Here is a 24,767-nt window from a genome sequence, read left to right on the forward strand (position 1 = left end):
TGAGTATGCAGGGAAGGAAGAAACGGTATGAATGATAAAGATCAACCACGCATACATAGAGAGCAAGAACAACCGGCAGAGGAAAAAGAAGCGGGGCGGGAGTGGAAATGGTACGCGTTCTCGGATCATGTTGAAGCGAAAAAACATCCCGACCACGTAGCCGACCCAGCTATTCTTCAATGGTTGGCGGAGAGTACGGCAAGAACGCATAACCGCACGCTTGCCATAGCTCGCCATGCCGATTACGAACACAGCGTGCTCAACGGAACCCTTTCGCTCGATATGGAACCGAACAAGCGCGACAATAATCTGTTGATCCATTATTACGTGAAAAAGGACCTGCTGATTCTGATCGGCGATCTGGGCGTCGGGCTGACTCGAACGGACGAGGAACGTTTGGCCGAGTCCATGCTCGCCTGTCCTACGCCGATCGATGCGCTGTTGGCGCTGCTGAGCGAAATTCTGGAATTCTTTTTTATCCAATCCGATCAATTCGAACAAAGCTTGCATGCGCTGGAAGAAGAGATACGGACCCGCAACGACAAGCGGATTTTGAAACAAACGATTAATCTGCGCAACGACTTGACCTATTGGAACGCGCAGATCATTCCGATCAAGGAAATCCGCTATGCTTCCGAAGAGACTTTCCACAGCGATGTAGAAGAGTCGGATTGCAAACATATTCTGGATCTGCGCCTGCGCAGAATCGGGATGCTCCAGCGCGAGTATGACGAGGAGATCGACTCCCTGCTGCGGGTTGACGAGAATATTACCAATTACCGTTCGAACGATATCATGAAGGCGCTGACCCTTTATACGGTGCTGTTGACGCCAACGACGGCGCTTGGCGCCATCTGGGGGATGAACTTTGAGCATATGCCGGAACTGTCGTGGCCGTTGGGATATGTGTTCGCTTTGGCCGTGATCTTGGCTTCTACGGGAGCAACCTATTGGTGGCTAAAACAGCGGGGGCTTACGGCGGATATCCTCAATATGGACACCGATTCCACCCACAGAAGACGAGCGGGAAAAAGGGAGCGTCGCGCCGATAAATGATAGCTTTTCCTTGCCCCGGCGCTCTCTTTTTTTGCCGGATTTCGCAGAGGCGGGATTCGGCTTTTTGCGCGTTTGATGGTATCATAGAGGAACGAAGATTACACCAAAGCGGAGGTTGTGCATGGACAAATTAATGATGATCGACGGCAACAATCTGATTTACCGGGCATTCTACGGCATTACTGCCCCGCTACAGACGGCCGACGGACGGCCGACCAACGCGGTGTACGGTTTTATGCTGATGCTGCTTCGGCTGCTCCAGGACGAGAAGCCGACACACATCCTGGTCACGTTTGATGCAGGCAAGAAGACATTCAGACACGACACGTATAGCGAATACAAAGCAGGACGCCAAAAAACGCCGCCCGAGCTGACGACGCAGTTTCCTTTGTTGAAAGAGCTGATCGAGGCACTGGGCATCAAGCAATACGAGTTGGAAAATTACGAAGCCGACGATATTATGGGAACGCTCGCGGATCGGGCCGACAAAGAGAAATGCGAAACGGTCATCGTCAGCGGCGACCAGGACGTACTTCAGCTCGCTTCGGAACACGTACGCATCAACTTGCTCAAGGGCAAGGGAGTGGGCGACGTGCTGCCGCATGGGCCGGAACAGATCATGGAGCGTTTCGGCCTGACGCCGACGCAGATCGTGGATCTCAAAGGCTTGATGGGCGATTCGTCCGATAATATTCCCGGCGTGCCGGGCGTGGGCGAAAAGACGGCATTGAAGCTGCTGCATGAATTCGGCTCGGTCGAGAACCTGCTGGACAATACGGACAAGCTGAAAGGCAAGCAAAAGGAAAAAGTCGAAGAAAACAAGGATAGCGCGCTGCTTAGCAAAAAACTGGCGACCATTTTCCGCGAAGTCCCGCTGCCGCTGGAATGGAACGAGTTGGCTTATGCGGGGGCGGACCGTGACACGGCGGAACCCGTGCTGCGCAAGCTTCAGTTTAATTCATTGATCGAAAAGATTCCGTATGCCGGCCAAGAAGACGAAGATCCGTTCGCGGAACCGGCTCCGAAAGCGGAAGACCGTCCGCCGCTCGACGTACGGATCGCGGACGAAAACATACTGGACGAACTGATCGAATTCCTGCCGGACGTCAGCGTGCTGCACGCGGAAACGCACGGCGACAACCCGCATCACGCCGAAGTCGCCGGACTTACGCTGCACGGGCAAGGGCGGTATTATTACGTGCCGTTCGAACTGCTGCGTTTGTCGAAAGCTTCGCCGATCCTGGATTGGCTGGAAAACGCCGACGCGCCGAAAAGTGGCTACGATCTGCACCGTACCGATCTGGCGCTGTATTGGAACGGCGTGCATTTCGCGGGCGCGGCATTCGATTCGCAGCTTGCGGCTTATCTGATTGACCCGACGGAAACGGCGACAACGGTAAGCGGTCTTGCGGTTAAATACGAACTGCCGACGCTTGCCGAAGACGAAGCGGTCTACGGCCGGTTGACCAAATTCGCGTGGCCGGACGTCGAGACGCTCGCGGCTCACTCGGCGCGTAAAGTCGAAGCGCTGGAAGCCATCATTCCGAAGCAGCGCGAGCTGTTGGAAAGCTTCGAAATGAACGATCTTTTTTACAAGCTGGAGATGCCTCTCTCGCGCATTCTGGCCGATATGGAAAAGCAGGGAATCGCCGTCAATCCGGATGATCTGGAAGCATTGGGCAGCGAATTCGAAGTTGAAATCAAGCGCCTGCAAGGCGAGATCTACGAACATGCCGGAACTGAATTCAACATTAACTCGACGCGCCAATTGGGTGAGATCCTTTTTGACAAACTGGGCCTGCCCGTGAAAAAGAAAACCAAAACCGGTTATTCGACCGATGCCAAAGTACTGGAAGAATTGGCGCCTTATCATGCGATCGTACGGACCATCTTGCAGTATCGCCAATTGGCCAAGCTGCAATCGACGTACATCGACGGCTTGCTAAAAGAAATCCGCCCGGAAACGGGGAAAGTGCATACGTATTACCGTCAGGCTTTGACCGCGACGGGACGTCTGAGCAGCCAATACCCGAACCTTCAGAATATTCCGATTCGTCTGGAGGAAGGCCGAAAAATTCGCAAAGCCTTTGTTCCTTCGGAGCCGGGTTGGACGATTCTTGCCGCCGACTATTCGCAGATCGAACTTCGCGTGTTGGCTCATATTTCGAACGACGAAGGGTTGAAGGAAGCGTTCCTGCACGATATGGATATCCATACGAAAACGGCGATGGACGTGTTCGGCGTGAAAAAAGAAGAGGTCGACTCCAATATGCGCCGTTCGGCGAAAGCCGTTAACTTCGGAATCGTGTACGGGATTAGCGATTACGGCCTGTCGCAAAACCTGGGTATTACACGGGGGCAGGCGGCCGAGTTTATCGAGCAGTATTTTGCCGCGTTCAAAGGCGTTCAGCAATACATGCACGATATCGTCGAAGAAGCGAAAAAAGACGGTTACGTCAAAACGATGCTTGAACGTCGCCGCTATCTGCCGGATATCCATAACCGGAATTTCGCGCAGCGTTCGTTCGCCGAGCGTACGGCCATGAATACTCCGATTCAAGGCACCGCCGCGGACATTATCAAGCTTGCGATGGTTCAGGTGGACGCGGTGCTTGCCGAGCGCGGGCTGAAAAGCCGTATGCTGCTTCAGGTGCATGACGAATTGGTATTCGAAGTGCCGGCGGACGAATTGGAACTCATGAAAAAGCTCGTACCGGAAACGATGGAAGGCGCGCTTAAACTGTCCGTGCCGTTGAAGGCAGACGTCAGCTTCGGCGACAACTGGTACGAAGCGAAATAATCGCATTGCCGGATAACCCGGTTGCCATACAGAAAGGTGATAAAAGCATGCCGGAATTACCAGAAGTCGAAACCGTCAGACGAACTTTAAATACACTCATTACGGGCAAAACGATCGAGCGCGTTACCGTGTCGTTACCGCGTATCATCCGTCGTCCGGAAGATCCGCTGATGTTCGCCGCGCTGCTCGAAGGGCAAAAAGTGCATACTATCGAGCGCAGCGGAAAGTTTTTGCGTTTTAACCTGGATGGTTGGGTGATCGTTTCCCATTTGCGCATGGAAGGCCGTTACGGGCTGTACGCGTCAAGCGATCCGGTGGAAAAGCATACCCATGTTATTTTCCACTTTACGGACGGTACCGAGCTGCGTTACCGCGATGTTCGGCAGTTCGGGACGATGGATTTGCTGCCTGCCGGGGAAGAATTTGCGGGCGCGCCGCTGCTCAAGCTCGGTCTTGAACCTTTGGTGCCGGAATTTACGGCAGACGCGCTGGGCGCAAAGCTGGAAGGAAAGAAGACTCGTCTGAAGACGGTGCTGCTCAATCAGGAGATTGTGGCGGGCATCGGCAATATTTACGTGGACGAGACGTTATTCCGCGCAGGTCTGCATCCCGAGCGGGCGGCAGGGAGTCTGACCCGGTTGGAGCTGGAACGTTTGCATCGCTGTATTGTGGATATCCTGAACGAAGCGGTCGCTGCGGGCGGATCTTCGGTGAAATCCTACGTGAACGGTCAAGGCGAATCGGGCTCGTTCCAGGATCAGCACCGAATCTATGGCCGCAAAGGACAGCCTTGTCATAACTGCGGCACTCCGATCGAGCGCATTGTGGTAGGCGGACGCGGTACCCATTACTGCCCAACCTGCCAAAAGCCAAGCGAAGGAGGGCATCAAGCATGAGAATCGGATTGACCGGCGGCATCGCAACAGGCAAAAGCACAGTTTCCAAAATGTTGGCGGCTCAAGGCGTTCGGATTGTTGATGCTGACCTGATTGCGCGTGACGTGATGAATCCGGGACAACCGTTGTTGGCTGCCGTAGCCGACCGATTCGGACCGGAGTTTCTGCTGCCGGAAGGCGGTTTGGATCGGCGACGGATGGCGGAGCATATTTTTAACCGACCCGAGGAACGTCAAGCGCTCAATGCGATCGTTCATCCGGCCATCCGTGCGGAGATTCGCAGGCAGGTCGAGGTTGCGGAAGCCGCCAATCCAACAGGAATCGTGGTTGCGGACATTCCGCTTTTGTACGAGTCGGGATTAGAGAACTTATACGAGAAAGTCGTCGTGGTCTACGTGCCGCGTGCCGTGCAGTTGGATCGGTTGACGTCGCGGGACGGCCTGGCGCCCGAGCAGGCGGAAGGCCGCTTAAATGCCCAACTCGATATCGAGGAGAAAAAGCGCAGAGCGGACTTTGTGATCGACAACAGCGGTACGCTCGAAAACACGCAGCGTCAGGTCGAGGTGCTGCTGAAGCAATGGGTGGCGCGATGAGAATGCTGAAGAAAAGATGGGTATTGCCGCTGTTTGTTTTGGTATTGGGCGCGCTTTTTTTCAGTAATGGATGGATGTCCTGGGTCTACCCGATCGGTTATAAGGAAGAGATCCGGAAGCAGTCTGACTCCTATGCCATTGATCCGTTTTTGATCGCGTCGATTATTCGGGTGGAAACGAACTTCAAACCCAGCAAGGAATCCAAGGTCGGCGCGCTCGGAATCATGCAGCTGATGCCGGATACGGCAACCTGGGCGATCGAACAGGGAAAGCTGCCCGAAGCGACGGTCGAGCGGATCAAACACGAGCCGGATACGAACATTCGTATCGGAACCTGGTATTTGCGTAATCTGTCCGATCAATTCGGCGATAATACGTTGGCGGTAGTGGCTGCGTACAACGCGGGCCCCGGCAATGTGAAGAAATGGCTGGAGGAAGGCACTTGGGACGGTAAGCTGGAAAGTGTGCGGAATATTCCAATCGGAGAGACTCGGCACTATGTACAGCGGGTCGTTTACTATTATAATCAGTATACGAAGGTTTACGAGACGTTCTAAGCCGGACAGAGAACCCTCTGCGGAAGCTCTGCTGCCGTAAGAAAGGAAGTGAAAATCTTGAAATGCCCCTATTGCGATTACAGCGGTACCCGCGTGCTGGATTCAAGACCGGCCAACGAAAATAAATCGATCCGAAGAAGGCGCGAATGCGAAAGCTGCGCTCGGAGATTTACGACGTTTGAGATGGTCGAGGAGACGCCGCTGATTGTTATTAAAAAGGACGGAAGCCGCGAGGAATTCAGCCGGGACAAAATTTTGCGCGGATTGATCCGAGCTTGCGAAAAGCGTCCGGTATCCGTGGAGCAGTTGGAGACGGTCGTATCCCGTGTTGAGCGTTCCCTACGCAATACGGCAGTGGCCGAGATCGAAAGCGGTCAGATCGGCGAGCAGGTTATGCAAGAGCTATACCCGGTGGATGAAGTGGCCTACGTGCGCTTTGCTTCGGTGTATCGGCAGTTCAAGGACATTAATATGTTCATGAAGGAACTGAAGACGCTGCTGTCGAAAGATGGGCAGTGAAAATCCGATTCGCAAGGGGGCGCTGCGGGAGAAATTCGTTCAAGACGCTGTCTCAGTCATAAAGCCTACGGCTTTAAGCCTTCAAAGGCGTCTTTCACTAAATTTCTCCCTCCGCTAGGGTGTGTCTTCAAACCTCGATGGAAGCAGATTTTGCCGAATTTTCGTTCTCAACAAGGAACTTTTTCGAAGGCGTGCCGGGGCACGTCAAGAGAAAGTGACGAAGGAGAGGGCGAAAAGGCGGTAAAAGATGCACATCGGCAGGTTTGAAGACACGCCCTAGGCGCTTTTGGAATCGGGTTTTGGTAGGAGAGTAAGTAGAGCGTTCATTTGCCTTAAGCATATGAACGCTTTTTTGTTTGTTTTTTAAAAAATGGTTTACTGTTCGTGCGTGTCTATTCCGGGTATGCGAATCGAGAGCCAGTCCATGATCAACTTACGAATTCAAGGTGTCGATACGGGCTGGGCAGCATTCATTTTTGAGGCGGTTGTCGTGGCGCTCTGGATCTGGCTGACGATCAAGCTAATCGACCGGCGGGTTCAAATGAAGTAGATAGCCAAAAAAGCCCTTCTATGGATAACCATAGAAAGGCTCTTTGTATTTGATAAGGTAATACGTATTTATAAGAGATACACTAATTTGTTTAGTATTGAAATAAAAAAAATCTTCCCTGGTTGATTTTCAACAAGAAAGATGTTATACTAATAGCTGTCCGTAATTTAGTTATTATAAACAAATATATTAAAATCATAGCACGGATTGATTTTATTGTCAAATAGTTTTTGGAACGATTTATTAGGGAGTCAACCCTCAATTTCTGGAAGGAAGGGGAACTATAGATGGATCGAAACCTAGAAACCGAAACGCCTCAGATTCCGGAAGAAGCCGTACTTACTGGCGCAGGCAGCGACGATTCGGTACGTATGTATCTGAAAGAAATCGGGCGCACGCCCCTTTTGTCTGCAAACGAAGAAATTTCCCTAGCGGAACGCATTGTACAAGGAGACGAGGAAGCCAAGCGCAGATTGGCTGAAGCAAACTTGCGTCTCGTTGTCAGTATTGCCCGTCGTTACGTAGGACGCGGCATGATGCTGCTTGACCTGATTCAAGAAGGCAATATGGGTCTGATCAAAGCCGTTGAGAAGTTCGACCATACCAAAGGATTCAAATTCAGTACGTATGCAACGTGGTGGATTCGCCAGGCGATCACCCGCGCTCTGGCCGACCAGGCTCGTACCATCCGGATTCCGGTGCACATGGTTGAGACGATGAACAAGTTCATGCGCGTCTCGCGTCAAATGCTTCAGGAGCTTGGCCGCGAACCTTCCGTCGAAGAATTGGCAAAAGCCATGGAAATGACCGAAGAGAAAATCCGCGACATCATGAAAATCGCGCAAGATCCAGTCTCGATCGAGACGCCGATCGGCGACGAACAAGATTCCAAACTCGGCGACTTTATCGAAGATAAAGAAGCGATCGCACCGTCCAAGTTCGCGGAAGCGGGCTTGCTGCGCGAACAGCTTGAAGAAGTGCTCGACACGCTCACGGAGCGTGAAGAAAACGTCCTTCGTCTGCGCTTCGGCCTCGAAGACGGCCGTGCCCGTACGCTCGAAGAAGTCGGTAAAGAGTTCGGCGTTACCCGCGAACGTATCCGCCAAATCGAAGCGAAAGCCCTGCGCAAGCTCCGCCACCCAAGCCGAAGCAAAATTCTGAAAGGCTACCTGGAGTAGACTTTCAATTTTCACAAGTATCATGGACTGCATACCGATGCAGACCTCAGACCGGAACCCTTCGTTCCGGTCTTTTTTTTGTTGCAAAATCCTGTTCGTGGATGAAGCAGGGGCGCTGCGGGAGAAATTCGTTTAAGCCGCTGTCTCACTTGGATACTGTAGAGGAATTCAAAAGGAATCCGCGTTCAAAGGCGTCTTAACCTGAATTTCTCCCTCGGCTGTTGCTTCATTATCAGAAGATCTTGGTCAAGCTACTAGTACGTTGACCGCGCTAAAACATGAGTTTGCGTTCGAATACATTCGTTTACGCTTTAAGAACGAATAGAACTGACATTTCGCCACGTCAAACTACAAATTCAATAGGGTCAACGTATTAGGAAAAGTTCGCCCGCCCGTCCAACTTGAGAATCGCGTACGGTTAGGGTGTTAGGGTCAGGATTTTGAAAATAAATGCGAATATGCACTTTTTTTCTTCATATTTTACGATTTTGAGAGAATAAATGCGGATATACACTTAATTACTCGCTCTTAAGCTCTTTCACACGTTTTTTCTTCAAATAGTTGCATATTCGTACCTATTTAAAAAGTTGAGAGCAAATTGGTCGAAATAAATGTATTTTAGCACTTATTTCAACGCGCGACCGAAACGCAACTCTTCCTCCACCGCCACACTACCGCCATTAAGAGGTTGCGAAAGGTGCAGAAATGTTGAAGATGTGACATAGGCCGTATGCGCTCTTCCCTCTACAATAAAAAGGAAACGATCTCAAAACTTAGGGAGGGGAAGAGTTGGGAACAAAACGATGGGGAATCAAAGGGGGCCTTTTGGCGCTGTGCGCCGGCCTGATGTTAAGCGGATGTGGCGGCGGCGGAGCAACGAGCGGAGACAGCGCGGAAACAAAAACAGAAGCGCCGAAATCTGAAAGCGTATACAAAGAGAGCTACGATCCGCCGGTCACGATTACGACAGCATGGGGCATCAATCCGATCGCCAAATTCAAAGACGGCGAAAGCATCGAAAACAGCGTAGCGACCAAGTGGGCCAAAGAAAAGTTCGGCATCGACATCAAGTCGCTGTGGTCGGTAACGGATACCAACGGCGCTTTTGTCACCAAGATGAGACTCGCCATGTCCTCAGGCCAAGAGATGCCGGAGATTGTAACGGTAGGCGACGATCTGCTGGCGCAGGACCTGATCGACTCGGGCATGTATCAGGAAGCCGGACCGCTGTTCGACCAATACGCGTCGGATACATGGAAAAAAGCGATGGAGCTGGACCCGAATATCTGGAATCCATACACGCGTGACGGCAAACGGATGGGGATTCCGATTCTTGACTACGCTTACAATAACGACTATCTGCTCTGGATTCGCCAGGATTGGCTGGACAAGCTGAAGCTTGAAACGCCGACCACGATCGATGAACTGGAGACCGTTATGGAGGCTTTTAAAAACAATAACCCGGACGGCTTGTCGCCAGACCAGGTTATTCCGCTCAGCATCGGCTTCAAAACGTCGATGAACACGTGGATGGGCGATCCTTCCTGGATCTTCGGCGCTTATGGCACGTTGCCTCAGCAGTGGAACGTGGGCGCGGACGGGAAACTGGAGTACGGCTCGATCAATCCGGCGATGAAGCAGGGTCTGACCAAGCTGAACGAATGGCTCGGCAAAGGCTATATCCCGCAGGAAGCCGCGCTGTGGGACGAAAACAAAACGGCTGAACCGGCAGTAGCCGGAACAGCAGGCATCATCCCGGGACCGTATTGGATGAGCGGTTGGCCGCTTCAGGATACCGCGAAAAACGTGCCGGATGCCGTATGGAAGCCGATTACGATTCCTACGGGACCGGACGGCACCGCGATGCGTCACGGTACGAAATTCTCTAACGGCGTCATTTTGATCAAAAAAGACATGGCGCATCCGGAAGCGTTTTTCACGTATCAAAATTATCTGTTCGACAACTATGCAGATCCCGCTCCGGGCAGTCCTTACGATTACGGTCTGTTTGAAGGCTATGATTATCAACTGGACGCGAACGGACAGCCGATTCCGGGCGAAGAGATCGACGGCGGCTATGTCAATGTGACGCTGTACTTGCTCGTACATGACGGCGCCCGCATCCCGGATGCCCAGATGAAAGCGCTGATGAACCTGGCCGACGGCAAAGAACCGGTCACGAAGCTGGAAAAAGACGTTGCGCTCAATTATGGCAAAGAAACGCCGGCTGCGGCCAAAATGCTTTTGAGTCAAGAGGAAATTTCGAAGAAAAACATGTTTACCGGCCCGACGACCGATACGATGAAATCGCGTCTGGATTATCTGAACAAGATCGAGAATCAAGTCTTTAACGAAATCATCTATGGCAAAACGCCGGTCGACGCTTTTGACACTTTCGTCGAAACCTGGAAATCCGGCGGTGGCGACAAAATCACACAAGAAGTCAATGAATGGTACGACGGTGTGAAATAATCGAATCGGAGCAAATGGAGGAACTGAATCGTGACGACTCGCAATACGGATTTTCTTGTTGGTATGGACCTTTCTTTTATGGACGAAATCGAGCACGGCGGAGGACGTTACTACGACGAATCGGACAACGAGCGCGAACTGCTTGGATTGGTCAAGGAAAAAGGCGTGAATGCCGTGCGGCTGCGTATCTGGAACGAACCGGCCGGAGGATTTTGCAATCTGGAGCGCACGGTCGGAATCGCGAAACGGATCAAGCAGTTGGGTTTGCACTTTTTGCTTGATTTCCATTACTCCGACAAGTGGGCCGACCCAGCCAACCAATGGAAACCGGCAGCCTGGGAATCGCTCTCCTACGAACAGCTGGCACAGGCCGTTTACGATTACACAGCGGAAGTGCTGGAAGCGTTGAAACAGGAAAATGCCTTGCCGGATATGGTGCAGGTCGGAAACGAGATTACGCCGGGCATGCTATGGAACGAAGGTCGGGTGGACGGCGAAGAATACGATAACGACGGACAGTGGGATCGGTTTGCTGGACTGGTCAAACGTGGCATCGAAGCCGTTCATGCGGCAAGTCCGGAGATCCGCGTCATGATCCATATCGACCGAGGCGGCGACAATGCGTCCAGCGTGAAATTTTTTGACCGATTCCGGCAGTTGGCTGTAGAGTTCGATGTTATCGGACAATCTTTTTACCCGTGGTGGCATGGAACGCTGGACGATCTGCGCGAGAATCTGCATGATCTGGCTTCGCGTTACGGCAAGCCGATCAATGTGGTCGAAACGGCTTACCCGTGGACGCTGGAAGAACCGGAAGGATCGAAATGGGTGATGAACGGCCAAGAGGGACTTCTTCCCTTATCGGAATACCCGCCGACCGTCGAGGGTCAACAACGGTACTTGGAGGAACTGATCGCGATTGTGCGGGCTGTGCCGAATGGGCTGGGTGAAGGATTCTATTACTGGGAGCCAGCCTGGATTCCGTCGCAAAAAGAATGGTCTGTAGGACATCCGAACAACTGGGCGAATCTGACGATGTTCGATTTTGAAGGAAAAGCTTTAAAGTCTTTTGCCGCATTGACGGGTCAGACTACGAAATAATCGCCGACCGGAAGCGCGTATGCACCACTTCCGGTCGAGCTTTATACCAGGAGGGCTAAAATGAAAAGAAGAAAGTCGATCCGAACCGCGATATTGATGATGCTGTGTGCCGTTTTGCTGCTGTCGAACTGGGGGATCACTGCCACGAATACGGCTTCGGCCGCTGCTCCTGCATTCGCCAAAGGAGCCGATATAAGTTGGGTCGCCGGGCTCGAAGCGCAAGGCCAGACTTGGAAAGACAAGAACGGCAAGCAAAAAGATATTCTGCAAATTCTCAAAGACGATTATCAGATCAATTCCGTGCGTATTCGCGTCTGGGTCAATCCGAACATGAGCGATTACAAAAACGGCTACCTGAACGCGGAAAAAGCGGCCGACCTGGCGGCGCGCGCCAAAAACCTCGGCATGAGCGTCATGCTGACTTTGCACTATAGCGATTCGTGGGCCGATCCCGGTCAGCAGACCAAGCCTTACGCTTGGCAAAGTTTCAACTTTACCCAATTGATGGACGCGGTATGGAGCCATACGGTGTACGTCATGAACACGATGAAAAACAAAGGCGTAACGCCGGACTGGGTACAGATCGGCAACGAAACGAGCGACGGGATGCTGTGGCCGGACGGCCGGGCTTCCCAAGGCGGGATGAAAAACTACGCTTGGCTGGTGAACACCGGCAACAACGCCGTCAAATCGGTCAGCAGCAGCACCAAAACGATCGTGCATCTGGCTAGCGGGCACGATTCCGCGTTGTTCGAATGGAATATCGGCGGCTTGATCGCCAACGGCGCGACGTTCGATATGGTGGCGATGTCGCTGTATCCGAGCACGTCGGATTGGCAGACCAAAGTCAATCAAGCCGTGGCGAACGCCAATAACATCATCGCCAAGTACAACAAAGACGTGATCGTGAGCGAAATCGGGCTGGAGTACAACCAAGCGGCCACGACCAAAAGCTTCATTTCCGATATCAAGCAAAAAATCCGCAATATCGCGAACGGACGGGGCAAAGGCGTATTTTATTGGGAACCGGAAGCGCCTCCGGGATATAACGGGGGCTACAACAAAGGCGCCTGGGGAACCGACGGCAAGCCGACGCAGGCGCTGGAAGGTTTCTTGAACTAAACCGTGGCTGAGCGAAACCGCAAAGCGTGATAGACGATCTTTTCCGATCAATCGCAAAAAGGACTTTTCCGCCAACCGTTTGCCGGTTTCGGGAAAGTCCTTTTTTGAACTTGGGCTTGAGCGCGGTACGCAGGCTTGGCGCTTACAGGTTTTCCGCGATATGGGCGGTTTCTTCGCGATCCTCCGACTCCACGCGGTTGCGGCCGAGCTGCTTGGCGCGGTACAACGCGCGATCCGCTTTTTGGATCAACGGTTCTTTGCCCAGTTCCGCAAAATATTCGGCGACGCCGAAGCTTGCGGTAATCTGATACGCGGGCGAGCATGAATCGTATTCGATCAGTTTGCGCAGCCGTTCGGCAGCGGCGCCGGCTTCCCGCAAGCTCTCGCCGGGAAGCAGCACGGCGAATTCTTCGCCGCCGAAACGCGCGACCAAATCGTTTGGACGACTGAACGTTTCCAGCATATTAGCCACATGTTGGAGTACCTGATCGCCTTCGGTATGCCCCCAGGTATCGTTAAACCGTTTGAAATGGTCCACGTCGATCAAAATTAGGCTAAACGCGGTTACCGAAGGATCATTTTTTTTCGCGGACTCGATCAATTTATCCAATTCCTGATCGAAATGACGGCGATTCCAGACTCCGGTCAGTCCGTCTTTCATCGCAGCGAGCTGCATATTTTGCGAATCGGTGGCATTTTTGAGCGATCCCGCAATCAACTGCGCGATCTTCTCCATGCGTTGCATCATAAACGGGGTGAAGAAGTCGGCACGATCCGAAGCGAGATTGAGATAGCCGATATTTTGTCCGTCGCATCGTATCGGAACGTGCATGGAGGAACGAAGATTTTCGGCTTCCCAACTTTTGGCCGTCGATAGATGCGGTTTTTCTTCGTGCCAATCGTTGAAGATCAAAGAATGGGTATGCTGCCTGATGGCATATGATTGTTCGCGTTTCAGCGGAGCATGCGGAGGATTCATTTCGATCACGCCGTCGACAAACTGGGCTTTGGCCGAAAAGCCGCCGTCGCGGTTCGACGTGACCAGCATGACCCGTCCTACGTCGAGCAGCCGGGCGAGTCCGGCGACGCTTTCGCGATACACTTCTTCGAGCGTGTTCGCCAGACTTAATCGAGCTAACAGATTGTATTTTTCTTCAAAAAACAGCGAATTGCGATGCTTTGATTCTTGCATTTTTCGCAGTTTGTCGACCAACCGTCCGATCTCGTCACGATATTCGTAAGCGGGCAAAGAAGCCGATGAGGAACCCGCCGTATAATCCGCAACGAAATGTTCAAGTTGGGTAAGCGGCCGTCGTACGGCTCGCAAACGGCGCTGCGTAACGTATAAAAACAAACATTGAAAAGCCGCGAAAGCTAATCCGATCACGAGCAGGGCCACGTTCAGATGGTTCAGCAAAACATGCCGCTGATCGATCCGGCGAGTATCGAAAATATCGGATAAATTTTCTTTTTCGCTGCGGAACACGTCGAAGTCCTGTTTATCCGCCATAATCTCCGAAGCGAGAATCGGCTCGTCGCGCAGCTTTTTGAACAGCAACCGACTGCCGTGCTCGATATGCCAGCGATCGCCCAGATTGATCAACCGTTTGGCCTGGTCGACATATTCGGGATAAGCGCCCAACATATCGAGCAACTCGGTCGATACGACGCGAAAACGGGCATTGTCCTGTTGGTATTGTTCCAGTAGCAGATCGTTTCCGGTTTCCAAAAACGTTCGTTGATCGACCTGTTGGCTAAGCATGGAGTCAAGCAACTCGTCGATCTTGAACTGGATTTCGGCCGCTTCCCTGATTCTGGCATGATCGGATTTGATCGAATGGTTGAGATAGAGCAGACTGGCCAACATGAATACGCCGAGCACGCCGATCGACAAGAAGTTGATCCGGATCACGGAAGAGCCGACATAGTCCCGACGCCGCTTGAACGGATTCGGTAAATTATTCAACGAAATACACTCCTCTTGTTTCACTTGAAACTTGCGGCCGCGTCTTCAGGCTAATCTTTGATCAGCGGCGCGAAACGGGCATCGGTCGCCTGCGCCAAAGCTTGAGGATCGAGGCGGACTTGCAAACCGATTTTTCCGGCGCTTACCGCGATTTGCTCCAGAGTTTGCGCGGTTTCTTCGATAAAGGTAGGGAACGGTTTTTTCATCCCGATCGGCGAACAGCCTCCGCGTACATAGCCGGTCCATTTTTGCAGTTCTTTCAACGGCAGCATTTCGATTTTCTTTTCGTTTGCCGCACGCGCCGCTTTTTTCATATCCAATTCGTGCGCAACCGGAATGACGAACACAAAGCCGTTGTTCCCTGCATGGGCGACCAGCGTTTTATATACCGTTTCCGGGTTCAGCCCTACTTTTTCCGCAACGGCAGATCCGTGGATTTGTCCATCTTCGTTGTCGTAACTGAATATATCGTAGGGAATGTCCAGATCGTCGAGTTTGCGCATCGCGTTCGTTTTGTGAATCTTTGGAGCTGACATATCATCTTTCCTTTCTATTTTAAAATGAAATGGTTTGGCATATAACTTTTGCTACATCTATATCGCTTGTCTGGTTGATGTGTCTCCATTGTAGCAAGCCACCGGGATTGCGAAAAGGGTTGGGCGGAATCCGCCTTTCTTGACATGGTTTTTTAACAGTGCTATAAATGGAATTGGATTAGCACTCCGGCAAAACGAGTGCTAACAATCTTGACTCATCGGAGGGAAAATCACGCATGGAAAAGAAGCAGTTCCAGGCCGAATCCAAACGCCTGCTCGAAATGATGATCAACTCGATCTACACGCAAAAGGAAATCTTTTTACGCGAACTGATTTCGAATTCGAGCGACGCCATCGACAAGATTTACTATCGGGCGCTGACCGACGACAATCTGACTTTTAACCCTGAAAATTATTACATTAAATTGTCCGTAGACAAAGAAAACCGCAAGCTGACGCTGGTCGATACCGGGATCGGCATGACGCGCGAAGACCTGGAGAACAATCTCGGCGTCATCGCCAAAAGCGGATCGCTTGCTTTCAAAAAAGAAAACGAAGCCAAAGACGGCCACGATATTATCGGGCAGTTCGGCGTAGGTTTCTACTCGGCGTTCATGGTCGCGGATCATGTAACGGTGACAAGCCGCGCATTGGGTGAAGACCAAGCCTACAAGTGGGAATCCGACGGCGCCGACGGGTACACGATCGAGCCTGCCGAGAAAGCCGAAGTCGGCACGGAAATCGTGTTAACCATCAAGGACAATACGGAAGACGAGAGCTACGAAGAGTTCCTGGAAGACTACCGGTTGCGTTCTATCGTGAAAAAATATTCCGACTTTATCCGCTATCCGATCAAAATGGACTCGACCGTTCGCGTGCCGAAAGAAGACGCGGAAGGCGAATTCGACGAGAAGATTGAAGAAGAGCAAGTCAACAGCATGGTGCCGATCTGGCGCAAAAACAAAAACGAGCTGACCGAAGCGGACTACGAAAACTTTTACGCGGAAAAACATTACGGATTCGACAAACCGCTTTCGCATGTGCATATCAATGCCGACGGCGCGGTCGTGTACCGTTCGATCCTGTTTATCCCGGAAACGCCGCCGTTCGATTTCTATTCCCGCGAGTATGAAAAAGGACTGGAACTGTACGCCAACGGCGTGCTGATCATGAACAAATGCGCGGATCTGCTGCCGGACTACTTCAGCTTCGTCAAAGGTATGGTCGATTCCGAAAGCCTGTCGCTGAACATCTCCCGCGAGATGCTGCAACACGACCGCCAGCTCAAGCTGATCGCCAAAAATATCGAAAGCAAAATCAAAAGCCAACTCAAATCGCTGCAAAAAGACGACCGCGAGAAGTACGACAAGTTTTTCGAAGCGTTCGGGCGTCAATTGAAATACGGCGTGTACAGCGACTACGGCACGCATAAAGACGCTTTGAAAGACCTGCTTATGTTCTACTCGTCGACCGAGAAAAAGCTGGTTACGCTGGACGAGTACGTTTCCCGTATGCCGGAAGAACAGAAATACATCTACTATGCGGCTGGCGCATCGCACGCACGGATCGAAAAGCTGCCGCAAACGGAGATGGTGGCCGACAAAGGCTACGAGATCCTGTACTTCACCGACGATATCGACGAATTCGCCGTGAAGGTGCTGCTGAGCTATAACGAGAAAGAATTCCGCTCCGTGTCTTCGGGCGATCTTGGCATCGAAGACAGCGAAGCGGACAAGCAAGACGAAGCGGAAGCGGCGGGCGACAAAGAGTTGTTCGATTACATGAGTGAGCGTCTGGCCGGAAAAGTATCCAACGTTCGCGCTTCGAAACGTCTGCGTTCGCACCCGGTATGCCTGAGCAGCGACGGCGAAGTCTCGATCGAGATGGAAAAAATCCTGAGCATGATGCCGGACAACCCGAACGTGAAAGCCGACAAAGTGCTGGAAGTGAACGTCAACCACGACGTGTTCGCTTCGCTGAAATCTTTGCTGGACAGCGACAAGTCCAAGCTCGATCTGTATACGGACCTGCTGTACAATCAGGCGCTGCTGATCGAAGGACTGCCGATCGAAGATCCGGTGGAGTTTACGAATATGATGTGTAAAGTGATGGTCTAGAAAAGAGCGAGCGGCTGCCGGGGGGAGTTCGTAGCCTATGCTTCCGAAGTGCTTTTCTTCGAAAAGCTTTAGCTCCTACACGAACTCCCCCTCTGCCGCTCTATCTTTTCTTGATAGGTGTAGGAATTAAGGGCAAAGTGCCAAAAGATAAAAGAATAAAAGCAAAAAACATCGGACAAGCGGGCTTCTTCGGAAGAGGCTTGTCTTTTTTGATGCGAAAAAAAAGAGAAGGTATAATGAAGAGATAAAGAAATATGGGGATGGTCAGGATAAAGATTGGGAGGGATCAAATATGGAAGAAGAAAACGGGGTATGGGAAGAAACGAAAAAAAGGTTGGAGAGTCTGTACGGGTTGAAAAGCGGGGGACGGGAAGAAGAGAGGAACACTAGAGAAGAAGGAAAGCAAGGAACGTCGCGGAGGATTCAGTATTCGGCGGAAAGCAGGTCGGATCGGGATCGGAGGGGGCCGGGCGCTTTCGAAGTGGAAGCGGGAATCGGAATCGGGGAACTTAAGATCGGGATGTCCGAAAAAGAAGCGGAACATGCGTTGGAGCAGTATCGGGAACGCAATCTGTTTTACTTTTTCGATATCGAATACGACGAAGCGGGAACGGTTGTCGAGATCGAAACGGATCAGGCTACGGGACTGGCGATGGGAGCGACGTTGGACGGAGGCATCCGGTTGTTCGAGGTTGAGGTCGAAGATCTGCTGCCGGCGTTGAAGTGTTACGGAACGGACGTTGCCGAAGAAGACGCGTACAGCTACGACTACGAGCAAGCGGGCATTTCGTTTTGGAGAGAACGGATCGTATCGAAAGCCGACCTGGAGCAGGAATGGTTTTTGGAATTGAGTGCAGAGAACCGGGAAGACGAGCGGCGCGGTTTGTTTTTCGAAAGCGTGCGGGTCAAGCGAAAACAAATCGGTTAAACGCGACGCACAAGCCGAAAGGCAGGTCCGACTTTTTCGGGCAAGACCTTTTCGGATTTTCGTTCGCGGCGGAAACGTCCCGGAATTTTCGGCGAATCCGGGTCGTTTCAATCCTAAATTCGATACGAACCCGGACGTAAGACCTTGTACGGACGATCCAGCCTGCCTGCTTTGGGACCAAAGCCTGTCGGACGGTAGAGGCTTTTTTTATATGCGCAAACCTCCTATACTGGAAGCAACTGAGAAAACACTTCAAGAACGGGAGGGAATCCGTATGAGTCTGATGAGACAGGCCGTGTTGGGACCGCGCGAATTCCGGATGACCGGTTCGCATTTGTCGGCCGCGCAGCGGTTGATCGATTATTACTTGCTGCCGGTGGAAAAGGAACCTTCGAGCTTCAGCAAGCAGATGATTCATCTGGAGCACTACGTCGGCGAGGTGGGTTTCGAACGCGCGGCGGGAAAAGTGCGAATCGCCGAATACGCGCTGCACGGATTGTCCCTGCTGATTTTGTTCGGCATTCTGGGAACGGCAGGACTGGATCTGGTCTGGCCTTCGCTGGAATTGCGAGAGTCGATCATGGGCGGAATCGCAGGCAATCTCGAAGCGGTTCTTTTGGCGGTGGCGGCTTTGCTTTTGCTGACGGTCGGGTTGATGGGCGTTCGGCGTTCGCTTGCGCAGGAACTCGAAGAACGTCTGGTCGAACTGTGGCAGCGTGTGCTTGAGGTGGTCAATCCGGCGCTGGATATGCCTGCGGAGTCGCCTTACGCGTTATCCGAAGCTTTGAACGAATGGATGAGCCGTCAAGCCGTGCGGGATCAGGAAGCCAATCCGGACACGCTTTTTTAAATTACATAAAACCAAAAAAAGGCCCGGCGCTGTTGCATTGCGGGCCTCGACTTCGAAAAAACGGCTTGAGTGCGGGAAAGTCCCGTCACAAGCCGTTTTTTGCGTTTTTCGGCAAAGTCCGCAATAGGCGAACACCATGCAAACACGACAGGCTTCTGGTACACTAGGACTCAAACCATACACAACGGAGGACGTGCTTTGAGACAGCGAACGGCGGAAAAAGAATGGAACGAACGGATGATCAAGTCGTTGTGCGGAGCGGGCGCTTACCGGAAAGGAGAAGCGTTGTTTCGCGCAGGCAAAGCGGAAGTAAGGCGGATGTCGGAAAAAGATCCGGAAACGTATGAAGCTTTCGTACGCGACGGCGACACGTTTCGTTTGACGCTTCGCTTCGGGAACGACGACGGCATAGCCGCGCAATGCGAATGTTCGGCCGGCTTTGCTTTTGAACGCTGCTGCAAACATACGGCCGCTGCGCTGTTGCAGCTTCTTCGACAGCGAAAAGAAGGCTCGCCGAGCGGAATGTCTTTGCCCCAGCCCGGCTTAGAGGTATCGTCTTCTTCGGACCGGGCCGAAGATCGGCTGGTCGGCCGGGTGATGGATTTATTCCGTCAGCAACCGCGCGCGTTGGCCGGATCGCGTTCGATCTTCGAATCCCGCCAAGAGTTGAAAGCGGAATTCTGGATCGTGCCTTATCCCGACGGACCCAGACGGGGATTGTTCGGCGTAGAACTTCGGGTTGGGTTGGGTCGGACCTATGCGGTATCGGATATTCGTGAATTTTTGACCCGGTTCGAACGCGGGGAACGTTATTCGTTCTCCCGTCACTTTACCTACGATCCTACAGATCACTGTTTTGGAATACGGGATGACGCTGTGCTGCTTCGCTTGGCCGAGATTCGCCGCAGCGAGAAAATGCAGCGGGCTTCGGCAGGAGCTTTGTACACGGGAGAGATCGGCGACCCGCCTTCGCTGCCGTTGCCGCCTCATGCCTGGGAAGGATTGGCGGCTCTGTTGGAAAACGCGCCGCAAGCAGGCATTCGAGCTCAAGGCCGTGCTTTTTCCGGCCTTGTCGTTTCGAAAGAACTGTTGCCGCTGCGTTTCGAATTCGACCGAGGGCCGGAAGGCGCGCTTCGCATGCGAGCGCGCGGAATGGCCGAGACGATCGTGCTTGAATCGTACGGACTGACGCTCAACGCCGGAATCTTGTACCGGATCGGTTCTGCGGAAGCACGCCGCTTGGCCGAATTGAAGCAGATTTTGTCGGCGGTTGATTCCGGCGGCGACCAAAACGGGGAGACGGTCGATATTCCCGAGCCGCAGATTCGCGCGTTCATGGAACGCGTCGTGCCGGGGCTGATGAAATTGGGAGACGTATTTTTCACGGGCGGGGTGTCGGATCAAGTGGTGCGAATTCCGCTTGCCGCGCGCGTTTATCTGGATCGGGTGCATGACCGGTTGTTGGCCGGGCTGGAATTCCAATACGGGGATATCGTGATCAATCCGTTGGAGCGCGGAGGGGAACGTCGGGGGGAAAGCCGGATTCTGGTTCGCGAAGGCGGCAAAGAACTGCAAATTTTGGAGCTGATGGAGCAAGCCGGCTTTATGCGGACGGAAGCCGGTTACTATATGCAGAACGAAGAACGGGAATTCGCTTTTTTGCACGGGATCGTGCCGCATTTGGAACAAATCGCGAAAGTGTACGCCACGGCATCCGTCAAAGAACGCGTTATTCGGGTCAGTCCCCCGCCGAAAATCTCGGCGACGTTGGACGGACGGTCCAATTGGCTGGAGTTTCGGTTTGCGATCGAAGGCATTCCGGAAGCGGAAATCCGTTCTGCCGTCGAAGCGCTTGTGGACAAACGGAAGTATTATCGGCTGCGCAGCGGGGCGCTGCTTCCGCTGGAGACGCAAGCTTTCCGAACGCTGGCCGGATTTCTGAACGGCCATCGTCCTTTTTTGTCGGAAGAAGACGCAGCGTCTTTCCGTCTGCCCGTCGCGGAAGGGCTGCATCTGCTGCATGGGTATGCGGAAGGATCGGACGGCTTGATACGGCCCGATCGAGACTTGCGCCGATTGTTGGACAGTCTCCGCAGCCCCGACCTGCTCGATTTTCCCGTGCCGGAATCGTTGGCCCCGGTACTGCGAGATTATCAGCAAACGGGCTACCGCTGGTTGAAAACATTGGCGCATTACCGCTTGGGCGGCGTGCTTGCCGACGATATGGGACTGGGCAAGACCGTCCAAAGCATCGCTTACCTGCTGTCCGTGCTGCCGGAGATCAGGGAAAGCGGCCTGCCTGCGCTTATCGTGGCGCCCGCTTCGCTGCTGTACAACTGGCGCAGCGAGCTGGAACGTTTTGCGCCGCAGCTTCGCGTCGCGATCGCGGACGGAAGCAAAGCGGAACGGGAAGCGAAGCTGGCTCCCCGAGGCACTGCCGCGGCGGATGTTCTGATCGTTTCTTATCCGTTGCTGCGCCGGGATTTGCCGCTGTATGAACGCATCGAGTTCCATACGCTCGTGTTGGATGAGGCGCAAGCGATCAAAAACGCGGACACGCAAACGTCGCGGGCGGTCAAGTCTTTGCGAGCCGGATTCCGTTTTGCGTTGACCGGAACGCCGATCGAAAATTCGCTTGACGAACTGCGGTCCGTATTCGACGCCGTGCTGCCGGGTCTTTACCCCAACCGCCGCAAATTCGTGGAGCTGACGCGCGAAGCCGTAGCGAAACGGGCCAGACCGTTCCTGCTGCGGCGATTGAAGATCGACGTGCTCGGCGAACTGCCGGAGAAGATCGAATCCGTGCGCATCACCGAACTGTTGCCGGAACAAAAGCGGCTGTACGCGGGCCAGCTTGCCAAGCTCAGAACCGAAACGTTGAAGCATCTGGATAACAGCGAGGAATTGGGGCGCAGCCGGATTCGCTTTCTGGCCGGCCTGACGCGGCTTCGCCAAATCTGCTGCCATCCCGCGTTATTCGTGGAAGGATACGAAGGGCGCTCGGCCAAGTTCGAGCAGTTGCTGGAGACGTTGGAAGAATGTCGCCGCGCAGGTCGGCGCGTGTTGGTATTTTCGCAATTTACCGAGATGTTGGGCTTGATCGGACGCGAACTTGGGATTCGGGAGATGCCGTTTTTCTACCTGGACGGCGGCACGAAGCCGAAAGAGCGGCTCGAACTGTGCGAACGGTTCAACGAAGGGGAAAAAGATCTGTTCCTGATCTCGCTCAAAGCGGGCGGAACCGGATTGAACCTGACCGGAGCGGATACGGTCATTTTGTACGATCTGTGGTGGAATCCCGCCGTCGAGCGCCAAGCCGAAGACCGCGCGTACCGTATGGGCCAGACGCGCGTCGTTCAGGTGATCCGGCTAGTGGCACGTGGAACGGTAGAGGAGAAGATGCACGAGCTGCAACAGAAAAAAATGACGCTGATCGACGATGTGATCCGCCCGGGCCAAGACAGCCTGACTACTTTAAGCGATGCCGATTTGTTGGAGTTGCTGGAACCGGAATAAGCGCAACGCCGACGTTTGTTTATTAATGAAAAAAGGAAAACGCCCGATTGCGGGCGTTTTCCTTTTTTCGTGCGTCATGAACGATCCGTTTTATCGGCTTCGCGCAACCGCAGCCGTATCGGCCGCAAATACGATACCCGCTTCGCGGCGCGCTTTCGTCGCGATCTCCATCACGAGCACCGAATGCCGCAGCATCTCCAGGCTTTTTTCCCATTGCCCGTCCCGGTACATCTGAGCGAAAGCGCGGAATTCGTTCGACATATGGTTGTTCGGAACGTCAAAAGCGAAAGTTTCTTCGCGTTCGCGCGTTTTCAAGGTGACGGAGCTGCATAGATTCGGCGGGCCGTCCACGCGGATACTGCCGTTTTCGCCTTGCAGCAGCGTGAAACAGTCGGCGTCGGAGTCTTTGCCCGCCAAGCAGACCGCCGCGAATCCGTCGTACGCCAGCGTCAGCGCGCCCGACGTGTCGATGCCGTTCGGACCGATATTGCCGATATAGCGCGCTTCGTTCGGACGGCCGAACAACCCGATCGCGAAGTGCAGATTGTAGATGTTCAGATCGTACAGCGCGCCTCCCGCCAACGCCGGATCGAACGCGGGCAGCACATGGCCTTGCAAATATTCGCCGTAGCGGCTGGAACGTTTGGAAAAGTTGCTTTGCACCAAACGAACCTGACCGATCTCCGGCAGCAGTTCGCGGACTTTCAGGTAGTCTGGCGAATACGGAGTGACAACGGCTTCGAACAGATACAGCTTTTTAGACTCCGCCAGTTCCAGCAATTCCCGCGCTTCTTCCACGGTCGACGTAAACGGTTTTTCCACTAGCAGATGCTTGCCCGCTTCCATCGCGCGTTTGGCATAATCATGGTGCAGGCTGTTGACGATTCCGATATAAACGAATTCCACATTGCTGTCTTGCAGCATGGCGTCGTAGTCGGTGTACACCGTATCAATAGCGTACCGTTCAGCCAACTCGCGTGCCGTCTGCTCGCTGCGTTCCCGCACGCAAATGGCCGTCACTTCCGTCCCTTCGATCTCCGCCAGCGCATCCAGCGCCACGCGAACGATCATCCCGCTGCCCGCTATTCCGATCTTCATGTTTTTTTCCTCTTTTCAAAATTAATTTGGCGAAAAGTGTAATACCTTCGTGAACGCTCCCGTCTAATGCACCAGAAGGAACGGCAAGCTTTGTTTTTTCCGTTTCCAAAAACCCAACTTAGAGGAGTGTTCATTCATGAAACGTACAACGATCCGACCTTTCCGTAAAATCACCGCTTTGACTTTCGCTTTTTCCCTGGCTGTTCCGTTCGCCGCTTCCGATAACGCGTTGCTGTCCAATCAGGCGCAGGCGGCAGGCGCGGGCGTGTCCGCTTCGGCCGCGACTTCGATTGCCGCCGCCAGCGCGCGTCCGGCTACGCAGACGTTTTCGCTGATGGTTCAAGGCAAAAACGTCAAACGGACCGCGCATCTGAAACAAGGCAACGGCTACTCGCTGTATGTGGCCAACGGCTATACGTTCAGCAAAGCAAACAATAAAATCCATTTGACCCAATACCCGTCGTATTATGCGCAAATCGAGAAACTTCCGTCCGGCTTTAATCTGCAAAAAGTGAGCAAACAAGCCAGAGCCGAGTTGAAAAAGTACGGCACCGTCAGTAGATACAGCGGCGATCAGTTGTTCGAAAGCCCGATGGCTTCCGCCAAGTTGCTGTTGCAGGCGAGTGACTCGAAAGGCAATCTGCGCAATGCCATCGTCTGGACTTCGAAAGCGGGAGATTCGTATCTGTTCCGCGTCAACGTGCCGGAAAGCGAATTTGCCGGAACGTTTATCGAGATCATATCGACGTCGCTGACCAGCATTTTGGCGAACTAAGCCGGACTGCGAACGCGGAAAGCGCCCTGATTCCAGTATAGATCTTCCTTACCGGTTGTAGACGCGCGGGCCGGACATTATAATTGAAGTACGAGAAAAGCGGAGCGTTTGTCCGTCAGCGTGTACTTTAAGTACGG

At 53.1% G+C, this 24,767-nt stretch carries 19 protein-coding genes; 16 read left to right on the forward strand and 3 right to left on the reverse strand.

Translation table 11 applies throughout. The features are described from left to right. The first annotated feature begins 27 nt into the window (after positions 1–27). The 11 genes from WKI47_RS23860 to WKI47_RS23910 all read left to right on the forward strand — a co-directional run bounded on the left by WKI47_RS23860 (position 28) and on the right by WKI47_RS23910 (position 12,844). The gene (locus tag WKI47_RS23860) at positions 28–1,056 is read left to right on the forward strand and encodes a magnesium transporter CorA family protein (RefSeq protein ID WP_340229674.1); all 1,029 of its coding nucleotides are present in this window, start codon (positions 28–30) and stop codon (positions 1,054–1,056) included. A gap of 121 nt (positions 1,057–1,177) precedes the next feature. Further along, the gene (gene polA / locus WKI47_RS23865; RefSeq protein WP_340229675.1) at positions 1,178–3,856 is read left to right on the forward strand and encodes a DNA polymerase I; all 2,679 of its coding nucleotides are present in this window, start codon (positions 1,178–1,180) and stop codon (positions 3,854–3,856) included. A 47-nt stretch (positions 3,857–3,903) separates the two neighbouring features. Further along, positions 3,904–4,752: a DNA-formamidopyrimidine glycosylase gene (gene mutM / locus WKI47_RS23870; RefSeq protein ID WP_340229676.1), complete on the forward strand. Its 849-nt coding sequence runs from the start codon at positions 3,904–3,906 to the stop codon at positions 4,750–4,752. Beyond that, positions 4,749–5,345, forward strand: a complete 597-nt coding sequence (coaE, locus tag WKI47_RS23875; RefSeq protein WP_340229677.1) for a dephospho-CoA kinase — start codon at positions 4,749–4,751, stop codon at positions 5,343–5,345. Before mutM ends, coaE begins: the two co-directional genes overlap by 4 nt. Beyond that, positions 5,342–5,902 carry a lytic transglycosylase domain-containing protein gene (locus WKI47_RS23880; RefSeq protein ID WP_340229678.1) on the forward strand — a complete coding sequence of 187 codons (561 nt, stop codon included), beginning with the start codon at positions 5,342–5,344 and terminating at the stop codon, positions 5,900–5,902. Before coaE ends, WKI47_RS23880 begins: the two co-directional genes overlap by 4 nt. A gap of 57 nt (positions 5,903–5,959) precedes the next feature. Then, positions 5,960–6,421: a transcriptional regulator NrdR gene (gene nrdR, locus WKI47_RS23885; RefSeq protein WP_037282973.1), complete on the forward strand. Its 462-nt coding sequence runs from the start codon at positions 5,960–5,962 to the stop codon at positions 6,419–6,421. Between the two features lie 424 nt (positions 6,422–6,845). Further along, positions 6,846–6,971, forward strand: a complete 126-nt coding sequence (locus WKI47_RS23890; protein ID WP_340229679.1) for a hypothetical protein — start codon at positions 6,846–6,848, stop codon at positions 6,969–6,971. 287 nt (positions 6,972–7,258) lie between these two features. Continuing rightward, positions 7,259–8,149, forward strand: a complete 891-nt coding sequence (gene rpoD / locus WKI47_RS23895) for an RNA polymerase sigma factor RpoD (protein ID WP_340229680.1) — start codon at positions 7,259–7,261, stop codon at positions 8,147–8,149. Between the two features lie 846 nt (positions 8,150–8,995). Further along, on the forward strand, positions 8,996–10,621 hold the full coding sequence (locus WKI47_RS23900) for a sugar ABC transporter (protein WP_340229724.1): 1,626 nt from the start codon (positions 8,996–8,998) through the stop codon (positions 10,619–10,621). 30 nt (positions 10,622–10,651) lie between these two features. Continuing rightward, positions 10,652–11,722: an arabinogalactan endo-1,4-beta-galactosidase gene (locus tag WKI47_RS23905; RefSeq protein WP_340229681.1), complete on the forward strand. Its 1,071-nt coding sequence runs from the start codon at positions 10,652–10,654 to the stop codon at positions 11,720–11,722. Positions 11,723–11,818: 96 nt separating this feature from the next. Further along, the gene (locus WKI47_RS23910) at positions 11,819–12,844 is read left to right on the forward strand and encodes a glycoside hydrolase family 53 protein (protein ID WP_425355505.1); all 1,026 of its coding nucleotides are present in this window, start codon (positions 11,819–11,821) and stop codon (positions 12,842–12,844) included. Positions 12,845–12,986: 142 nt separating this feature from the next. Here the strand turns inward: WKI47_RS23910 and WKI47_RS23915 are convergent, their stop codons facing one another. Together WKI47_RS23915 and ybaK are read right to left on the reverse strand one after the other, a co-directional pair. Then, on the reverse strand, positions 12,987–14,810 hold the full coding sequence (locus WKI47_RS23915) for a diguanylate cyclase (protein WP_340229683.1): 1,824 nt from the start codon (positions 14,808–14,810) through the stop codon (positions 12,987–12,989). A 50-nt stretch (positions 14,811–14,860) separates the two neighbouring features. Continuing rightward, entirely contained in the window at positions 14,861–15,346 is a 486-nt protein-coding gene (ybaK, locus tag WKI47_RS23920) for a Cys-tRNA(Pro) deacylase (RefSeq protein ID WP_340229684.1), read from the reverse strand. Positions 15,347–15,582: 236 nt separating this feature from the next. Here ybaK and htpG point away from each other — a divergent pair, with 236 nt between their 5' ends. The 4 genes from htpG to WKI47_RS23940 all read left to right on the forward strand — a co-directional run bounded on the left by htpG (position 15,583) and on the right by WKI47_RS23940 (position 22,757). After that, the gene (gene htpG, locus WKI47_RS23925) at positions 15,583–17,463 is read left to right on the forward strand and encodes a molecular chaperone HtpG (RefSeq protein ID WP_340229685.1); all 1,881 of its coding nucleotides are present in this window, start codon (positions 15,583–15,585) and stop codon (positions 17,461–17,463) included. 292 nt (positions 17,464–17,755) lie between these two features. Then, a complete protein-coding gene (locus tag WKI47_RS23930; RefSeq protein WP_340229686.1) occupies positions 17,756–18,391 on the forward strand; it encodes a hypothetical protein in 636 nt (211 codons plus the stop codon). A 274-nt stretch (positions 18,392–18,665) separates the two neighbouring features. After that, the gene (locus WKI47_RS23935; RefSeq protein WP_340229687.1) at positions 18,666–19,241 is read left to right on the forward strand and encodes a DUF6097 family protein; all 576 of its coding nucleotides are present in this window, start codon (positions 18,666–18,668) and stop codon (positions 19,239–19,241) included. 198 nt (positions 19,242–19,439) lie between these two features. Beyond that, positions 19,440–22,757 (forward strand): DEAD/DEAH box helicase, encoded by a 3,318-nt coding sequence (locus tag WKI47_RS23940; RefSeq protein ID WP_340229688.1) that lies wholly within the window; start codon positions 19,440–19,442, stop codon positions 22,755–22,757. A 90-nt stretch (positions 22,758–22,847) separates the two neighbouring features. Here the strand turns inward: WKI47_RS23940 and WKI47_RS23945 are convergent, their stop codons facing one another. After that, positions 22,848–23,855 carry a Gfo/Idh/MocA family oxidoreductase gene (locus WKI47_RS23945; protein WP_340229689.1) on the reverse strand — a complete coding sequence of 336 codons (1,008 nt, stop codon included), beginning with the start codon at positions 23,853–23,855 and terminating at the stop codon, positions 22,848–22,850. Between the two features lie 136 nt (positions 23,856–23,991). Between WKI47_RS23945 and WKI47_RS23950 the strand changes: the two genes are divergently transcribed. After that, positions 23,992–24,630, forward strand: coding sequence for a hypothetical protein (locus WKI47_RS23950; protein ID WP_340229690.1), 639 nt, complete (start codon positions 23,992–23,994; stop codon positions 24,628–24,630). The last annotated feature ends 137 nt before the right edge of the window (positions 24,631–24,767 follow it).

The sequence above is a fragment of the Saccharibacillus sacchari genome (assembly GCF_037722395.1).
In the GTDB taxonomy this organism is placed as follows: domain Bacteria; phylum Bacillota; class Bacilli; order Paenibacillales; family Paenibacillaceae; genus Saccharibacillus; species Saccharibacillus sacchari_A.

Bases quoted from the DNA above. Each gene is read 5' to 3' on its own strand.
- WKI47_RS23860 (WP_340229674.1), top strand. From the start codon at position 28: ATGAATGATAAAGATCAACCACGCATACATAGAGAGCAAGAACAACCG.
- polA (WP_340229675.1), top strand. From the start codon at position 1,178: ATGGACAAATTAATGATGATCGACGGCAACAATCTGATTTACCGGGCA.
- mutM (WP_340229676.1), top strand. From the start codon at position 3,904: ATGCCGGAATTACCAGAAGTCGAAACCGTCAGACGAACTTTAAATACA.
- coaE (WP_340229677.1), top strand. From the start codon at position 4,749: ATGAGAATCGGATTGACCGGCGGCATCGCAACAGGCAAAAGCACAGTT.
- WKI47_RS23880 (WP_340229678.1), top strand. From the start codon at position 5,342: ATGAGAATGCTGAAGAAAAGATGGGTATTGCCGCTGTTTGTTTTGGTA.
- WKI47_RS23890 (WP_340229679.1), top strand. From the start codon at position 6,846: ATGATCAACTTACGAATTCAAGGTGTCGATACGGGCTGGGCAGCATTC.
- rpoD (WP_340229680.1), top strand. From the start codon at position 7,259: ATGGATCGAAACCTAGAAACCGAAACGCCTCAGATTCCGGAAGAAGCC.
- WKI47_RS23900 (WP_340229724.1), top strand. From the start codon at position 8,996: ATGTTAAGCGGATGTGGCGGCGGCGGAGCAACGAGCGGAGACAGCGCG.
- WKI47_RS23910 (WP_425355505.1), top strand. From the start codon at position 11,819: ATGATGCTGTGTGCCGTTTTGCTGCTGTCGAACTGGGGGATCACTGCC.
- ybaK (WP_340229684.1), bottom strand. From the start codon at position 15,346: ATGTCAGCTCCAAAGATTCACAAAACGAACGCGATGCGCAAACTCGAC.
- htpG (WP_340229685.1), top strand. From the start codon at position 15,583: ATGGAAAAGAAGCAGTTCCAGGCCGAATCCAAACGCCTGCTCGAAATG.
- WKI47_RS23930 (WP_340229686.1), top strand. From the start codon at position 17,756: ATGGAAGAAGAAAACGGGGTATGGGAAGAAACGAAAAAAAGGTTGGAG.
- WKI47_RS23935 (WP_340229687.1), top strand. From the start codon at position 18,666: ATGAGTCTGATGAGACAGGCCGTGTTGGGACCGCGCGAATTCCGGATG.
- WKI47_RS23945 (WP_340229689.1), bottom strand. From the start codon at position 23,855: ATGAAGATCGGAATAGCGGGCAGCGGGATGATCGTTCGCGTGGCGCTG.
- WKI47_RS23950 (WP_340229690.1), top strand. From the start codon at position 23,992: ATGAAACGTACAACGATCCGACCTTTCCGTAAAATCACCGCTTTGACT.